This is a genomic window from Prauserella halophila, assembly GCF_024171895.1.
Classification (GTDB): Bacteria; Actinomycetota; Actinomycetes; order Mycobacteriales; family Pseudonocardiaceae; genus Prauserella; species Prauserella halophila.
This window is the reverse complement of the sequence record NZ_JAMTCQ010000009.1, coordinates 516,861-533,209: the sequence shown is the minus strand read 5'-3', so window position 1 is coordinate 533,209 and position 16,349 is coordinate 516,861. Positions and strand designations below refer to the sequence as shown.

11 protein-coding genes and 1 tRNA gene are annotated in these 16,349 nt (G+C 69.0%); 7 read left to right on the top strand and 5 right to left on the bottom strand.

The annotated features are described in order from the left end of the window. Positions 1 to 134: 134 nt before the first annotated feature. From mfd to LY41_RS08660, 3 genes are all read right to left on the bottom strand, one after another. Positions 135 to 3,701 (bottom strand): transcription-repair coupling factor, encoded by a 3,567-nt coding sequence (gene mfd, locus LY41_RS08670; RefSeq protein ID WP_253863353.1) that lies wholly within the window; start codon positions 3,699 to 3,701, stop codon positions 135 to 137. A 168-nt stretch (positions 3,702 to 3,869) separates the two neighbouring features. Next, the gene (locus LY41_RS08665) at positions 3,870 to 4,466 is read right to left on the bottom strand and encodes a TetR/AcrR family transcriptional regulator (RefSeq protein ID WP_253863352.1); all 597 of its coding nucleotides are present in this window, start codon (positions 4,464 to 4,466) and stop codon (positions 3,870 to 3,872) included. Between the two features lie 111 nt (positions 4,467 to 4,577). Next, positions 4,578 to 5,522, bottom strand: coding sequence for an acyl-CoA desaturase (locus tag LY41_RS08660; RefSeq protein ID WP_253863351.1), 945 nt, complete (start codon positions 5,520 to 5,522; stop codon positions 4,578 to 4,580). 196 nt (positions 5,523 to 5,718) lie between these two features. Here LY41_RS08660 and LY41_RS08655 point away from each other — a divergent pair. The 7 genes from LY41_RS08655 (at position 5,719) to LY41_RS08625 (ending at position 12,629) form a co-directional block, all read left to right on the top strand. After that, positions 5,719 to 5,789 (top strand) — tRNA-Gln (locus LY41_RS08655). A gap of 227 nt (positions 5,790 to 6,016) precedes the next feature. Then, entirely contained in the window at positions 6,017 to 7,678 is a 1,662-nt protein-coding gene (locus tag LY41_RS08650) for a GGDEF domain-containing protein (protein ID WP_253864050.1), read from the top strand. 64 nt (positions 7,679 to 7,742) lie between these two features. Further along, positions 7,743 to 9,215, top strand: coding sequence for a bifunctional UDP-N-acetylglucosamine diphosphorylase/glucosamine-1-phosphate N-acetyltransferase GlmU (gene glmU, locus LY41_RS08645; protein ID WP_253863350.1), 1,473 nt, complete (start codon positions 7,743 to 7,745; stop codon positions 9,213 to 9,215). Continuing rightward, positions 9,212 to 10,192 carry a ribose-phosphate diphosphokinase gene (locus LY41_RS08640; RefSeq protein WP_253863349.1) on the top strand — a complete coding sequence of 327 codons (981 nt, stop codon included), beginning with the start codon at positions 9,212 to 9,214 and terminating at the stop codon, positions 10,190 to 10,192. The genes glmU and LY41_RS08640 overlap by 4 nt, the downstream gene beginning before the upstream one ends. A 613-nt stretch (positions 10,193 to 10,805) precedes the next feature. After that, positions 10,806 to 11,441, top strand: a complete 636-nt coding sequence (locus LY41_RS08635; protein ID WP_253863348.1) for a 50S ribosomal protein L25/general stress protein Ctc — start codon at positions 10,806 to 10,808, stop codon at positions 11,439 to 11,441. Between the two features lie 21 nt (positions 11,442 to 11,462). Continuing rightward, on the top strand, positions 11,463 to 12,056 hold the full coding sequence (gene pth / locus LY41_RS08630; RefSeq protein WP_253863347.1) for an aminoacyl-tRNA hydrolase: 594 nt from the start codon (positions 11,463 to 11,465) through the stop codon (positions 12,054 to 12,056). Positions 12,057 to 12,239: 183 nt separating this feature from the next. Next, entirely contained in the window at positions 12,240 to 12,629 is a 390-nt protein-coding gene (locus LY41_RS08625) for a DivIVA domain-containing protein (RefSeq protein WP_253863346.1), read from the top strand. A gap of 36 nt (positions 12,630 to 12,665) precedes the next feature. Here the strand turns inward: LY41_RS08625 and LY41_RS08620 are convergent, their stop codons facing one another. Continuing rightward, positions 12,666 to 14,348 (bottom strand): fatty acyl-AMP ligase, encoded by a 1,683-nt coding sequence (locus tag LY41_RS08620; RefSeq protein ID WP_253863345.1) that lies wholly within the window; start codon positions 14,346 to 14,348, stop codon positions 12,666 to 12,668. 67 nt (positions 14,349 to 14,415) lie between these two features. Beyond that, complete coding sequence (locus LY41_RS08615) at positions 14,416 to 16,212, bottom strand: ABC-F family ATP-binding cassette domain-containing protein (RefSeq protein ID WP_253863344.1); 1,797 nt, start codon at positions 16,210 to 16,212, stop codon at positions 14,416 to 14,418. Positions 16,213 to 16,349: the final 137 nt, after the last annotated feature.

Here is a 16,349-nt window from a genome sequence, read left to right as displayed (position 1 = left end):
TGATTTCGATTTCGGATTATCGTTGAGCCATGACCCAATCCCGAAGGTCGACCAGGAACGACCTCACGTTCGAAACGGTGGACACATCGGTCGACTGCTGCCGCGCACGCACCGGCGGCAGGCATCGGACGTGCTCACACCGCCGCGGGCTGTTGCGTCATCGACGTCAGAAGGTTGCCGCACCAATCCAGCAACGCCTCGTCGCGCAGCGGCGGTGCACCGATCCGGCCGCCCGCAGGCCCCTCCGTCGGCTTCGGCACCGACACCGTGTGCGTCACCGCCTTGTACGTGGCCTTGGGATAGAGCCGCTTCAGCCGTACCAACTGCGAATCCCCCAGCGGCAGCGGCGTGAAGCGGACCGTGTTGCCCTGGACCGTCACCTCGGTCACGCCCGCCTTGCGGCACGTCTGCCGGAAGGCGGCCACCGCAAGCAGCCTGCGCACCGCCTCCGGCGGTTGTCCGTAGCGGTCCACCAGCTCGTCCAGCACGCCGTCCAATTCGGACTGGTCCGTCGCAGCCGCGATCTTGCGGTAGGCCTCGAGCCGCAACCGCTCACCGGGCACGTAGTCGTGCGGCAGATGAGCGTCGACGGGAAGGTCCACCCGAACCTCGGCCGGTGCCTCCTCCTCGGCCGACTCGTCACCGGCGCTCCGCCGGAAGGCGTCGACCGCCTCGCCCACCAGCCGGACGTACAGATCGAAACCGACACCGGCGATGTGCCCGGACTGCTCGGCACCCAGGATGTTGCCCGCACCACGGATCTCGAGGTCCTTCATGGCCACCGCCATACCGGCACCGAGCTCGGTGTTCTGGGCGATGGTGGCCAGCCGGTCGTGGGCCGTCTCGGTGAGCGGTTTCTCGGGCGGATACAGGAAGTACGCGTAGCCGCGCTCCCTGCCGCGGCCGACACGGCCCCGGAGCTGGTGCAGCTGTGCCAGGCCCATCATGTCGCCGCGCTCCACGATCAGCGTGTTGGCGTTCGAAATGTCCAGCCCGGTCTCGACGATGGTGGTACAGACCAGCACGTCGAAGTCCCGCCGCCAGAAACCCTGGATGATCTGTTCCAGTTTGTGTTCCGGCATCTGTCCGTGAGCCGTCACGATCCGCGCCTCGGGCACCAGTTCACGCAGCCGCGTCGCGGCCTTCTCGATCGACGAGACCCGGTTGTGCACGAAGAACACCTGGCCGTCACGCAGCAGCTCACGCCGGATGGCTGCAGACACCTGCTTGTCGTCGTACGCGCCGACATAGGTCAGGATCGGGTGACGGTCCTCGGGCGGCGTGAGAATCGTCGACATCTCGCGAATCCCCGCCATGCTCATCTCGAGGGTCCGAGGGATCGGCGTCGCCGACATGGTCAGCACGTCGACGTGTGTGCGCAGCGCCTTGATGTGCTCCTTGTGCTCGACACCGAACCGCTGTTCCTCATCGACGATCACCAGGCCGAGGTCCTTGTACCGCACGCCGGTCTGCAACAGCCGGTGCGTGCCGATGACGATGTCGATCTCGCCGGCCGCGAGCCCCTCGAGCGTCTTGTCCGCCTCGGCGGGCTCGGTGAACCGCGACATGCCGCGGATGGTCACCGGGAAGGAGCCCATCCGCTCGGTGAACGTGTTGAGGTGCTGTTGGGCCAACAACGTCGTGGGCACGAGCACCACGACCTGTTTGCCGTCCTGTACCGCCTTGAACGCGGCACGCACCGCGATCTCGGTTTTGCCGTACCCGACGTCGCCGCAGATCACCCGGTCCATGGGGACGCTGCGCTCCATGTCGCCCTTGACCTCGTCGATGGCCCCCAGCTGGTCGTTCGTCTCGACGAACGGGAACGCGTCCTCCAGCTCGTTCTGCCACGGCGAATCCGGACCGAACGTATGGCCGGGCGCCGACTGTCTCGCAGCGTAGAGCTGCACCAGTTCGGCGGCGATCTCCTTGACCGCCTTGCGGGCCTTCGCCTTCGTGTTCTTCCAGTCGGAGCCGCCGAGCTTGTTCACCGTGGGCAGCTCGCCGCCGACGTAACGGGAGACCTCGTCGAGCTGGTCGGTCGGCACGAACAGGCGGTCTCCGGGATGGCCCCGCTTGGACGCGGCGTACTCGAGTACGAGGTACTCGCGCGTCGCCCCACCGATGGTGCGCTGGACCATCTCGACGAACTTGCCGATGCCGTGCTGGTCGTGCACGACGTAGTCACCCGGCTTCAGCGCGAGCGGATCCACCGCATTGCGGCGCCGGGAGGGCATCTTCGTGTTCAGGTCGCGCCCGGTCCGCGCGACGGCCGCACCGCGTCCGGTGATGTCCGACTCGCTCAGCACGACAACGGAGCTCCCCGGCGCGACGAACCCGCCGGTGATCGCGCCGCGGGTGACCGTGACGACGCCGGACCTCGGCTGTTCGCCGAGCGACTCGGCATAGGTGGCGGGCACGTCGCCCGCCGACAACTGTTCGACGGCCCGCTGTGCCGTACCCGAGCCCGCAACGACGACCACGGCCGAACCACCGGCCGCCGTGTGCGCCCGCAGGTCCGTGACGACCTTCTCGAGCTCACCGTGATAAGCGGGTGCCTGGTCGACCGCGATGTGAACCGCGTCGCCCTCACTGGTCAGCTGCGACAGCGTCCACCAGGCACGCCCCGACTCGGTCGCGTGCGTGCGTACCTCGCCGAGTCCCCGGTAGGCCGACGCACCGAGATCGATGGGAGCCCGCCCACCGTCGGCGGCGGACGTCCACGAGGCTTCGAGGAATTCCTGTCCCGTACGCACCAGATCGGCGGCCCGCGCACGGACCTTCTCCGGATCGCAGAGCACGACGTGTGTGCCCTCCGGCATCGCGTCGGTGAGCAGTTCGAGCTCGCCCTCACACAGCACCGGGATCAGCGACTCCATGCCCTCCGACGGGATTCCGTCCGCGAGCTTGGTGAGGATCTCGGCGAGCTGCGCGTCGGTCGCATGCTCTTCGGCCAGTTCGGCGGCTCGGGCCTTGACGTCGCCGGTCAGCAGCAATTCCCGGCAGGGCGACGCGACCGCCCGGGGAATCTCGCCCGGAAGCGAACGCTGGTCCGCGACGGAGAACGCGCGGATCTCACTGACCTCGTCACCCCAGAACTCGACCCGGTGCGGGTGTTCGTCGGTCGGTGCGAAGACGTCGAGTATGCCGCCGCGCACCGCGAACTCGCCACGCTTCTCGACCATGTCGACACGCGTGTAGGCGAGCTCGACGAGCCGCTCGAGCACGCCTTCGAAGTCGAGCTCTTCGCCGACCTCGAGCTCGACCGGGGCCAGCGATCCGAGACCGGGTGCCATCGGCTGGATGAGGCTGCGCACCGTCGCGACGACGACGCGGAGTCCGCCGTAACCGGGCTGAGCGAGCCGGTGCAGCACAGCCAGTCGGGTGCCGACCGTGTCCGCCCGCGGCGACAACCGCTCGTGCGGCAGGGTCTCCCACGACGGGAAGTCGGCAACGACGTCCTCGCCGAGCAGGCTCCCGAGCGCCGCCGTGAGCTCCTCGGCTTCGCGACCGGTCGCGGTGACCGCCAGCACCGGCTTGCCGGCACCCTCGTCCGACGCGAGTGCGGCGAGCACGAGCTGCCGGGTCGCCGGCGCACCGTCCAGATCGAGCAGCGGGGCACCCGCACGCTCGAGAACCGTGCGCAGGGCGGGATCGGGCAGGACGGCCGACAACAAACCGGCCAACGTCGGCTGGGACACGGCGTGTCTCCCTCGGGTGCGAACGCGCGGACAGGCCTGTGCCCGGAGAAAACCCGGCACAGGCACTCGAATCGTCGAACTACGGGGTTCCGGTTTCCAGCCTACGTCCCGGGCCGTGGCCGGCCGTCGTCGGCGCCTCGGCCCGCGGCCGCCCGGACACGGACCGGTTCACTCACCCACTCGCAGCTTCGGCCTGTGTTCGAGGTTCGACAGGCCGTTCCACGCGAGGTTCACCAAATGCGCGACCACCTCGTCCCGCTTCGGCTTGTGCGCATCGAGCCACCACTGCCCCGTGAGCGCCACCATGCCGACGAGAGCCTGCGCGTACAGGGGTGCGAGCTTGCCGTCGTATCCCCGCGCCGAGAACTCCTCGCCGAAGATGTCCTCGACCTGGCTGGCGATGTCGTTGAGCAGTGTCGAGAACGTGCCCGTCGAACTCGCGACCGGGGAATCCCGCACCAGGATGCGAAAACCCTCGTGCGATTCGTCGACATAACCGAGCAGGGCACTCGCCGCCTGCTCGAGCATCGCCCGCGGATGATCCGCGTGCAGACTCGACACCATGCGGTCGAGAATCGCCTGGGCCTCGCGGTCCACAACGACCGCGTAGACGCCTTCCTTCCCACCGAAATGCTCGTACACCACGGGCTTGGAGACGTTCGCGCGCCGCGCGATCTCCTCGACGGACGTGCCGTCGTAGCCCTTCTCCGCGAACAGTGTCCGAGCGACGTTCAGCAGCTGTTGCCTGCGCTCGGTGCCCGTCATGCGCACACGCGCCACCGCGGGGGCATCCGGCTGAGTCCCCGCGGCGGCCGCGTCTCGCTTAGCGCGCCGTCGACCTGCCATTTGCCGAACCGTACAGGCACCCGGTCATGCTCACGCGGTCGAGAGCTTCTCCAGCCGCTTGGCCGTCGGCCAGCGGACCTTGTGCGCCCAGCCGAACTTCTCGAACATCCAGATCACACGGGCGGAGATGTCGATCTGTCCGCGCTGGACACCGTGCCGGGCGGACGTCGGGTCGGCGTGGTGGAGGTTGTGCCACGACTCGCCGAACGAGGCGATCGCCAACGGCCAGAAGTTGGCCGAGCGGTCACGGGCACTGAACGGCCGCTCCCCGAGCATGTGACAGATCGAGTTCACCGACCAGGTCACGTGGTGCAGCACGCAGACCCGCACCAGGCCTGCCCAGAAGCACCCAGTCACGAAGCCCCACAGGGACCAGGTGACGAGGCCGCCGATGATGCCCGGCAGGACGAAGCTGAGCAGCGTCCACAGTCCGAACATCCTGTCGATCCTGCTGATGGCCTTGTCCTTGAGCAGGTCGGGTGCGAACCGTTCGTGATTGCTCTGGTCCCGCTGGAACAGCCAACCCATGTGGGCGTGCCAGAAACCCTTCGCCACGGCCGCCGGGGTCGTACCGAACAGCCACGGCGAATGCGGATCGCCCTCGCGATCGGAGAACGCGTGATGCCTGCGGTGATCCGCAACCCAGGTGATCACCGGCCCCTGCACCGCGCTACTGCCCGCAATGGCCAGCAGCGCCCGGAGCCACGGCTTCGCCTTGAACGAGCCGTGCGTGAAGTACCGGTGAAAGCCGACGGTGATGCCGAGACCGGAGAAGGCGTAGAACACGACGAAAAGACCGACATCGACCCACGAGAGCCCCCAGCCCCACGCGAAGGGGACCGCGGCGATCAGCGCTACCAGCGGAGTCAGCACGCCGAAGTAGACCGCGAACTGGACACCGGGGGTGCGCTGGCCGTCGAGGATCGGCTTACGGCCGGGCGTCGGTGTTTCGTCCGCGTCCAGAGTTGCCGTCATGCACGTCACTTCTTTCCACGAGGACCGCCGTCACCGCGGCAGGAGCGAACCAACGCCGGTGACGGAACAGGGTCACGTAACCTACGATTGCGTAAGTTACGGTACAGGAGGTTTCCCGATCGGGGGAGAGGCGAAAACTCACCCCCGGACCTGCGCGCAGCGTGCAACCTGCAGTGGATATCCTGACCAGGCGCAATCCGCCGTAGTGTAATGGCAGCACTTCAGATTTTGGTTCTGAAAGTCCAGGTTCGAGCCCTGGCGGCGGAGCAGAGCGGAGTCCCGGCAGCCCAGGGGGTGTGTGTCCGCTGGACGGCGAAGAGTCCAAGGTCGCGGCCGAACCCGACGTCGCCCCCGGCGGCGTGGCCGCCGAACGCGGCGCGGGCTCATCCACTGCGGCCGCAGGCGCCGGGTTCCCAGCGGACTCGAGTACACCCGCCGCCGGAACGACGCCGCAGGATCCCGCACCGGCACTCGGTGACAAGACCGACGCCTGGCTGCTCGGGCGTGCCCGCGAACTGATCGCTCTCGTCCAACGCAGCGAGAAGCACGAGCAGCAGGAGATCATCACCAGAGTCGACAAGCTGCTCCACGAGACCCAGCGGCGCGGTGAACCACTGATCGTCGCCCAGATGCTGCGCGCCGCGGCACTGTCGCGGCTCATCAGCGCGAGCGCCGCCGACCAGGCGGGACGTCAACTCGACGAGATGCTCGCCCACACGAGCAGGCACGGTGCGACGCTGCTGCGTGCGGACGCACACGCCCTCCGTGGTCGCCGCCTCGTACTCGCGGGTCACGACGACGCGGCGCTGACGGAGATCGCCAGGGCACTGGCGTTGCTCGACGATCCACCGTCACAGGAACTGGGACTGGGCAGGCGCGCCTGGGACAGGCTGCTCTCGACCGCCCTCAACGACTGCTGGATCGTGCTCAACCAGCTCGGCGTCTACGAGGTCGCCGAAGAGGTGATCACCCGTGCCCACCAGGCCGTCCGCGACAGCGCGGGGCCGCACGAGATCACGATGCTGCTGATGAACCGCGTGAAGATGCTGCTCGGCTGGGGGCTGCGGCTCGAACGGGTCGGCCGCAGCGACGAAGCGGGCGAGCGGTTCCGCACGGCCGCCTCGATGGCGATCGCCGTCGAGGCACCGTTCGCCGAGTCGCTGTTCCCCCGTCACGCCGGGGTGGCCGCGGTCGACCAGGTCGCGTCGCTGGCGTCCGCGCTGGCACTCGCCGCCCCCAGCGACGCGCACATCGATCGGCTCCGCAGCCTCCGGGCCACGCCCGTGTACCCGTACGACAACCCGCTGCTGGCGATCGCGCTGGCCCGCTGTCTGGAGTCGATCGGCGAACACGACGAGGCGTTCCGGCTGCTCATGGAGGATCGCCACCACATTCCCGAGGAGTACCCGCAGCCGTCGATGCGCATCGGCCTCATCCACGAGCTCGCCCGGTTCGCCGACCGCTACGACATCGGCGAACCGCGGGCACAGCTGGCCGACTACGCTGGCGCGCTCGAAGCGGAACTGTGGTCCATGCGCGAGTCACAGAGCGCCGCGCTCGACACCCGCCGCGAACACGAACGGCTGTCGGCCGCACACGGTGCGATCACGCAGCAGGCACTGCAGGATCCGCTGACCGGCCTGCCCAACCGCCGCGCGCTCGACAGACGTCTCCACGGGTTCGCCACGTCGACCGCGACCGAACCGCTCGCCGTGGCACTGATCGACCTGGACGGATTCAAAGGAGTCAACGACCAGCGCTCCCACGCCGACGGCGACGACGTGCTCCGGGTGGTTGCCAGCACGCTCCGCGACTCGCTGCGCGGCGACGACATCGTGGCCCGCTACGGCGGAGACGAATTCGTCGCACTGCTGCCGGGCGCGACGCTGGCGGCGGCCCAACAGGCCATGAACCGCGCGGTGGCGGCCGTCGACGAACTACCGCGGCACCTGTCGCACGGCGTGACGCTGTCGGTCGGCCTGGTAGCCCTCCGGGCGGGCGAGCGTGGCGAAGAAGTCCTCTCCCGCGCCGACGCCGCCATGTACCAGGCGAAACGCCGGGGCGGAAACCAGGTCGCCGCATGCGTACAGCCGGACGGCGAAACGGAGACCGCAACAGGGGACGGCCCCACGTCCGGAGCCGGGGAACCGACGTAGGATCGTTGACCGGCCGGATTAACCTCCGGTGAATCCCCTTTCCCGGCGAATCCCGAGGAGTGCCGTGACCGGGCCGCTCAGTACAGTCGTCCTCGCTGCGGGCGAGGGCACCCGCATGCGTTCGGACCTTCCGAAGGTGCTGCACCCGATCGCCGGGCGCCCCCTTGTCGAACACGCCGTCCGGGCCGCCGCAGGACTCGGCCCCGATGAGCTCGTGGTCGTCATCGGGCACGGCCGCGACGCGGTCGGATCCCATCTCGGCGCCGTCGCCGATGCGGTCGGCCGCACGGTCAAAACGGCGGTACAGGAGGAGCAACGTGGCACCGGCCACGCGGTGCGCTGCGCACTCGAGGCGCTCCCCTCCGGCAACACCGGCACGGTTCTGGTCACTTACGGCGACGTTCCGCTGCTCGACACCCCGACCCTGACGGAGTTCCTCACCGCGCACGAGCGCGAGGGCAACGCCGTCACCGTGCTCACCTCGATACTCGACGATCCGTCGGGATACGGCCGGATCCTCCGGGACAACGAGGGCGCCGTCACCGGGATCGTCGAGCACAAGGACGCCGACGAGACCCAGCGCACCATCCCCGAGATCAACTCCGGGGTGTACGCCTTCGACGCCGCGGTCCTGGCCGACGGCCTGTCGCGGCTGTCGACCGACAACTCCCAGGGCGAGCTCTACCTCACCGACATCCTCGGGATCGCCCGCGGCGACGGTCGCCGGGTCGGCGCGCAGCCCGTGGCCGATCCGTGGTTGACGGAAGGGGTCAACGACCGCGTCCAGCTGTCGACGCTCGGCTCCGAACTCAACCGCCGCATCGTCACGCACTGGCAGCGCGAGGGCGTCACGGTCGTCGACCCGGCCTCCACGCGTATCGATCTCGACGTCACGCTCTCCCGCGACGTCGTCCTCGAGCCGGGCGTGCAGCTGCGGGGCGGCACGACCGTCGGTACCGCCGCGACTGTCGGACCGGACTCGACACTGACGGACGTGCGCGTGGGCGAGCGCGCGAGCGTCGTCCGCACCCACGGCAGCGAATCGGTGATCGGCGACGACGCGTCGGTCGGGCCGTTCGCCTATCTGCGCCCCGGTACGAAGCTGGGCGAGGCCGGTAAGATCGGCACGTTCGTCGAGACGAAGAAGGCCGACATCGGCACCGGTACGAAGGTGCCCCATCTGACCTACGTCGGTGACGCGACGATCGGCCGGCACAGCAACATCGGTGCCTCGAGCGTGTTCGTCAACTACGACGGTACGGCCAAACACCACACCACGATCGGTTCGCACGTCCGCACGGGCTCGGACACCATGTTCGTCGCCCCGGTCACCGTGGGGGACGGTGCCTACAGCGGCGCCGGCACGGTGATCCGTGAGGACGTCCCGCCAGGTGCGCTCGCGGTGTCGGGGACACCGCAGCGCAACATCGAAGGCTGGGTGCCGCGGCGCAGGCCGGGTACCCCAGCGGCGGAGGCCGCCGAGAAGGCCGCCGCCGGCCAGGAGGAAACCGACACCGACGGGGAGTCGCCAGCATGAGTCCGAAGTCCGGAACGCCCAAGAAGAACCTGATGCTTTTCTCGGGGCGTTCACACGTCGAGCTCGCCGAAGAGGTCGCGAAGAACCTCAATGTGACGGTCACCCCGCAGACGGTGCACACGTTCGCGAACGGCGAGATCTACGTCCGCTTCGAGGAGTCCGTGCGCGGCACCGACGCCTTCGTCATCCAGAGCTTCTCCCCGCCGATCAACGAGTGGCTGATGGAACAGCTGATCATGATCGACGCGCTCAAGCGGGGCAGCGCCAAGCGCATCACGGCGATCGTGCCGTTCTATCCGTATTCGAGGCAGGACAAGAAGCACAAGGGCCGTGAGCCGATCTCGGCGCGCCTGGTTGCCGATCTGCTCAAGACGGCGGGCGCCGACCGCATCCTGACCGTCGACCTGCACACCGCGCAGATCCAGGGCTTCTTCGACGGCCCGGTCGACCACCTGCACGGCCAGAACGTGCTCGCCGACTACATCAACGAGCACTACAGCGACCACGACATCACGGTCGTCTCCCCCGACTCCGGCCGAGTGCGTCTCGCCGAGAAGTGGGCCCAGCAGCTCGGTGACCGGCCGATCGCGTTCATTCACAAGACGCGCGATCCGGACAAACCGAACGAGGCGGTGGCCAACCGCGTCGTCGGCGATGTCAACGGCCGCCTCTGCGTGCTGATCGACGACATGATCGACACCGGCGGCACGATCAGCAAGGCCGTCGACGCGCTGCTCGAACAGGGTGCCTCCGACGTCGTCATCGCCACGACGCACGGCATTCTGTCCGACCCGGCGACCGAGCGCCTCGCGAACTCCAAGGCGCGCGAGGTGATCGTCACGAACACGCTGCCGATTCCGGAGGAGAAGCGGTTCCCGACGATGACCGTGCTGTCGATCGCTCCGCTGCTGGGGCGCGCGATCCAGGAGGTCTTCGAGGACGGCTCGGTGACGAGCCTGTTCGACGGCAGTGCCTGAACCCAGTGCCTGAACCCAGCACCCGACCCCTGTGCCTGACCCTTCCGCCTGGCATCCCTGCCTGACGGCCCAGCCCGAGGGTGCACCCCGACGCGCCTGCCCGGCGCCCCTGACCGGCACCGCCGCGTGAACCGCTCGGATGCCGCCGGGCGCCCGTCCGGTGGGGCCCGTTTCGCCCGGCCCCGGAGCGGCCCGACGTGCCGCCCCGGGGCCGCGTCGTGTCGTGTCGGCGTCGTGCCGCTGTCGGCGTCGTGTCGGTGTCGGCAGCGGCGTCGGCATCGGCCCGCAGCGCCCGGCCCCGCCGAGCATTTGCACAAGCCGGGGCCGGGGTCAAGCACCGTTCCGGCTGGATTACACTGGGCGAGTTGTCTCGGCGAGGCGGGGCCGGATGCGAGTCCGGCGCCCGACGTGATCGACGCGGCGGCTTGAGAGGCCACCCGTGTGCGCGCGTCGTGGTACTCGCCGCCGGACAGCCACACAGCGCCGAACTCACCAACCAGCAGCCGGCAACGCCCAATAAGACCAACAGCGCCCAAAAGACCAAGAACGCCCAGTAAGACCGAGCAAGCCAGCGCCCCATCCACCAGGGCCCCACCGCGAGGAGTGCATCACCGTGTCCGAGGTACGCCTGACCGTCGAACCCCGTAACGAGTTCGGCAAGGGAGCGGCTCGCCGCACCCGCCGTGCCGGCAAGATCCCCGCGGTGCTGTACGGCCACGGCGAGGACCCGCGCCACTTCGCGCTGCCGGCCGTCGACTTCGCCCGTGTCGTCAGGGAGAACGGCCAGAACGCCGTCCTGGCCCTCGACGTCGTCGGGTCGGAGAGCAAGAAGACCGAGATGGCGCTGACCAAGACCGTCACGGTCCACCCGCTCAAGAACTACATCGAGCACGTCGACCTGCTCGTCGTCCGCCGCGGCGAGAAGGTCACGGTCGACGTGCCGATCAGCCTCACCGGTACCGCGGCCCCCGGCACCCTGGTCAACCAGGACGTCGACACCGTGCAGATCGAGGTCGAGGCGCTGCACATCCCGGAGCAGTTCGAGGTCGACATCGACGGTGCCGAAGCGGGCCACACCGTGCACGCGTCGGACGTCACGCTGCCGCGCGGTGCGGAGCTGGTGACCGACCCGGAGATGCTGGTCGTCGCCGTGAACGAGGCGCCGACCGAGGAAGCCATGGAGGCCGACGTCGACGCCGAGGGTGCCGGTGTGACCGAGGAGCCCTCCGACGAGGGCTCGGAGAGCTGACACTCCCTCCTCCGACGCGACATGGCTAGCGATCTTCCCGGGGCCGGCGAGCAGGTACTGCTCGCCGGCCTCGGCAATCCCGGCCCCCGTTACGCCGGCAACCGGCACAACGTGGGCTTCATGGTTGTCGACGAGCTGGCTTCCCGTATCGGCGGGAAGTTCAAGGCACACAAGAGCGGCGCCGAGGTCCTCGAAGGACGCCTCGGCGGGCGCAAGGTGGTGCTGGCGAAACCGCGCTCGTACATGAATCTCTCGGGCGGCCCGCTCGCGGGCACGGCCCGCTTCTTCAAGATCGACGCGAGTGGTCTGGTCGTCGTCCACGACGAGCTCGACGTCGACTACGGTTCCGTGCGGCTCAAGCTCGGCGGCGGCGACAACGGCCACAATGGACTGCGCTCGATCACGAAGTCCTTCGGCACCAAGGACTACTTCCGCGTACGTTTCGGTGTCGGCAGGCCGCCCGGCAGGATGGACGCCGCGGATTACGTGCTCAAGGACTTCTCGACGACCGAGCGCCGCGAGCTGGCGCTGAACGTCGACCGCGGTGCCGACGCCGTCGAGGAGCTCCTCGCGCAGGGGCTGACCGCGGCGCAGAACGCCTTCCACAGCTCCTGACGAGCCTGACCTGTACCACTCCATCAGGGGCAGGCACGGAGCGTCACCTCAAGTGTGCAAACTCGCCCGACAGGGTTTTCCCATACCCCTGATCGAGTCGCATCATAGCTGCACCCTTTCCGGCGTCTCACCGCCACGGCTATCACAGAAAGCCGCGAGGGACCCGACGTGGAGGTGCAGGTCATGGCGATCACGGCAGACGAGGCACGCACCATCGCCTTCCCCGATTCCGGTTTCGGCAGGCGCGGCTACGCCAAGCACGAGGTCGACGCGCTGATCGACCGGATCGCGCGCACCCTTTCCCACGAGGACGACCTGACGGCGGCCGAAGTCCACCACGTCCAATTCGGACGGCCACCGATCGGCAAGCGCGGGTACGACGAGAAGAGCGTCGACGAGTTCCTCGACACCGCCGAGGACACGCTGCTGGCGCGCACCGGCGTCACCGGCAGCACCCACCACGTGCCCACCGCTCGCACCGACTCGCCCGCGGTCAGCGACGTCCCCACCGCCGATATTCCGGTCGTGAACCTTCCCGCAGCCGACTCGGTGCCGGAGCGGGCCGACGGCTGAACCACCGGTCCGCCCGGCGCCTGATCCCCCGGCGTATCAGGCGCCGGCGTCCATCCGCTCGCGGTACTGTTCGGCGGTCGCGCCGCGCTGCACCTTCCCCGACGGGGTTTTCGGCAGGCTGCCCGTGGGCAGAACGAGGACCGCATAGGGCCGCGCGTCCACGGTGTCCCGCACGCGCGCAGTGACCTCCTTGACGATGCGCGACTCCTCGGCCTCGTCGCCGGCAGCCTTCGACTCGAGCACGACGGCGAACCGCTCGCGGCGAGTGCCCGCTTCGAGCCGCACCGCCACGGCGTTGCCTGCCCGCACCCCGTCGACGGAGCTCGCAGCCCGTTCGATGTCGGTGGGATAGATGTTGCGGCCGCCGAGGATGATGACGTCCTTGCTGCGGCCGCAGATGACGAGCTGCCCGTCGACCAGGTAACCGATGTCGCCGGTTGCGAACCAGCCGCCTGCGTCCTGCGTCTCCACAGGCCCGTCGACGGTCAGGTATCCCGGCGTGATCGCCTCGCCGCGCAGCCGGATCTCGCCGACCTCACGTTCGCCGAGCACGTCGCCGCCGTTGCCGACGATCTGCGCCTCGATGCCGTCGAGCGGCCTGCCCAGCACGGCGAATCCGCGGACCTGCTCCGTTCCGCGCCGCGTATCCCCTTCGGGAACGACGACGGCGCGATCCTCCGACTCCAACGGCCCCGCCTCGACGACATCGACGGTCAGGCCGGTCGACAGCGGGGCGAACGACACGGCGAGCGTGGCCTCGGCGAGCCCGTAGGCGGGGAACACGCACTCGGCGGGCATGCCGAACCGGCCGCCCGCATCGGCGAACGCCGCCACCGCGGTCTCGTCGATCGGCTCGGCACCGTTGAGCGCGATGCGCAACGTCGACAGATCGTAGGCATCATCGTCGTCGACCCGGGCGAGCCTACGGCCCACGATGGCGTAGGCGAAGTTCGGCGCGGCGGTGATGGTCCCGCCGTAGCGCGTGATCAGCTCCGGCCACAGCAGCGGCGCGCTCAGGAAATCCACCGGCGTGACCTTGACCAGTTCGATACCGAACGTCATGGGCACGGTCAGGAAACCGACCATGCCCATGTCGTGGAACGTCGGCAGCCACGACACCATCACGTCGCTGCCGGGATCGAGCTCGGACCGGCGCGCCATGGCGCTGATGTTGCTGTAGAGGTTGCCGTGGGTGATCCGCACGGCCTTCGGCTCGGCGGTGGAACCGCTCGTGAGTTGCAGCAGCGCCAGTGCATCCTCGTCGGTCGCCACCGGCTCCGCGATCGGCTCGTCGTCGAGCAGGGTCTCGATCGTGCGGTACTGGATCCCGTTCTCGTCCAGTACCGGAGCCAGCTGGTCGAACGGCTCGCCGAGCAGCACCAGGTCCGACCCGATCATCCGCAGCACCTGCAGCGTGTCGGCCGCCCAATCGGCCAGATCGGTCCGTGGTGTCGGCTGGTGCAGCATCGTCACGCTGCCGCCCGCCAGCCACACGCCCTGCACCGTCGGGGCGATCAGTTCCGGCGCGGCTGCGAGGACCGCCACCGCACCACCGGGATCGAATCCCCCACCGGTCAGGCCGCCCGCGAGACGGCGGGCACGCCCGTGCACCTCCGCCCACGTTCTCCGCACGGGCTCCGAGGGCTCACCCGTGACCATTCCCCGCTGCGTGCCATCCGCCTGTGCGCTGGCGATCATCGTGTCCACGAACCGGCTCATGCCCTTGACACTAACCGCGCGTCACGGGCACGCGACGGTAGGCCACGCGGGAACGACGGTGTGGCCGTCACTCCACGGCTTCGGAGGCCTCCAGCCACCGCTGCTCGAGCTCGTCCTTCTCCGACTGCAACGCCTTCAGCTCGTTGTTCAGCTCCATCAGCCGATCCGGTTCGGTCGCCGCATCGGCGAGCGCCGCGTGGAGTTTCGACTCCTTCTGCGCGATCGCGTCGAGCTTGCGTTCCAACTTGCCGAGCTCCTTGGTGATCGTCCGCCATTCGGCGTTCGACAGTTTCGCCGTGTCCTGTCCCGCACTCGTCGACGTGTCGGAACCGGTGCCGGCGGCCGAACCGCTCGCCTGCGGCCGATCGGCGATGGTCTGCCGACGCTGCAGGTACTCGTCGATCCCGCCGGGCAGGCCGGTGATCGCGCCGTCGCCGAACAATGCGACGACGTTGTCGCACACGCGCTCGGTGAGATATCGGTCGTGCGAGACGACGATCAGCGTGCCCGGCCAGCCGTCGAGCAGGTCCTCGAGCTGCTGCAGGGTGTCGATGTCCAGGTCGTTGGTGGGTTCGTCGAGCAGCAGCACGTTGGGCTCGGCCATGAGCAGCCGCACCAGCTGCAGCCTGCGCCGCTCCCCACCGGAGAGGTCGCCCACGGGGGTCCACTGCCGTTTCGGCGGGAAACCCAGCTTCTCGGCCAGCTGCGACGCGGACAGTTCGTGCTTGCCGAACTGCACCCGGGCGGCGACGCGCTCCACCGCCTGCAGCACCCGCAGATCGGCGGGCAGGTCGTCGAGCTCCTGCTTGAGATGCGCCAGGTGGACGGTCTTGCCCTCGACCCGCCTGCCGGTCTCCGGTTCGTTCTCCCCGGCCAGCAGCTTGAGCAGCGTGGTCTTGCCGGAACCGTTGACGCCCACGAGGCCGATCCGGTCACCGGGGCCGATCCGCCATGTGACGTGGTCGAGCAGTGTCCGGTCGCCGACGCTCAGCGACACGTCCTCCAGCTCCAGCACGGTCTTGCCGAGGCGGCGCCGGGCGAAGCTCATCAGCTCGACCGTGTCGCGCGGCGGCGGAACGTCGGCGATCAGTGCCTCGGCCGCCTCGATCCGGAACTTCGGCTTGGAGGTGCGCGCCTTCGCACCGCGCTGCAACCACGCGAGTTCCTTGCGGGCGAGGTTCTGCCGCTTCTCCTCGGCGGCCTGAGCCAGCCGGGCGCGTTCGGCGCGGGCGTACACCCAGTCCGCGTAGCCGCCCTCGTACTGCTCGACCCGGCCCGACGTGACCTCCCACGTCCGGCCGCACACGGTGTCGAGGAACCAGCGGTCGTGGGTGACGACCACGAGCGAGGACCTGCGTGCGAGCAGGTGATCGGCCAGCCAGCGCACACCTTCGACGTCGAGATGGTTGGTGGGCTCGTCCAGCACGACCAGGTCGAGCTCACCGACGAGGGTGGCCGCCAGTGCGACCCGGCGGCGCTCACCACCCGACAGGTTGGCCGTCGCCGTGTCCAGGCCGATGTCCCCGATACCGAGCCCGTCGACGATGGACCGCACCCGCGCATCGGAGGCCCACTCGTGCTCGGCGTCGAAACCCGCCAGTACGACCTCGCCCACGGTGCTGCCCTCGGGCAGCTCGGTGCGCTGAGTGACGACCCCCAGCCGCAGGTCGCGCACCCGGCTCACCCGCCCCGAGTCGGGGTCGGTGATGCCGGCGAGCACCTCGAGCAGCGTCGTCTTGCCGCCGCCGTTGAGCCCGACGACGCCGATGCGCTGACCTTCGCCGACACCGAGGGACACCTCGTCCAGCAGCGGCCGGACACCGTAGGACTTGCTCACCGATTCGAGATTGACCAGATTGGCCATGCGTCAGACAAACCTCTCGCGCCATGCGGAAACGCTGTGCGACCACGCGGATCGCGTGGCCGATGGTGACAGTGCGGCCCGCCGTCTCCCGCAGGTCCTCACACCGGATCGGGCCCACCGGCCCGCCGACCGGACCG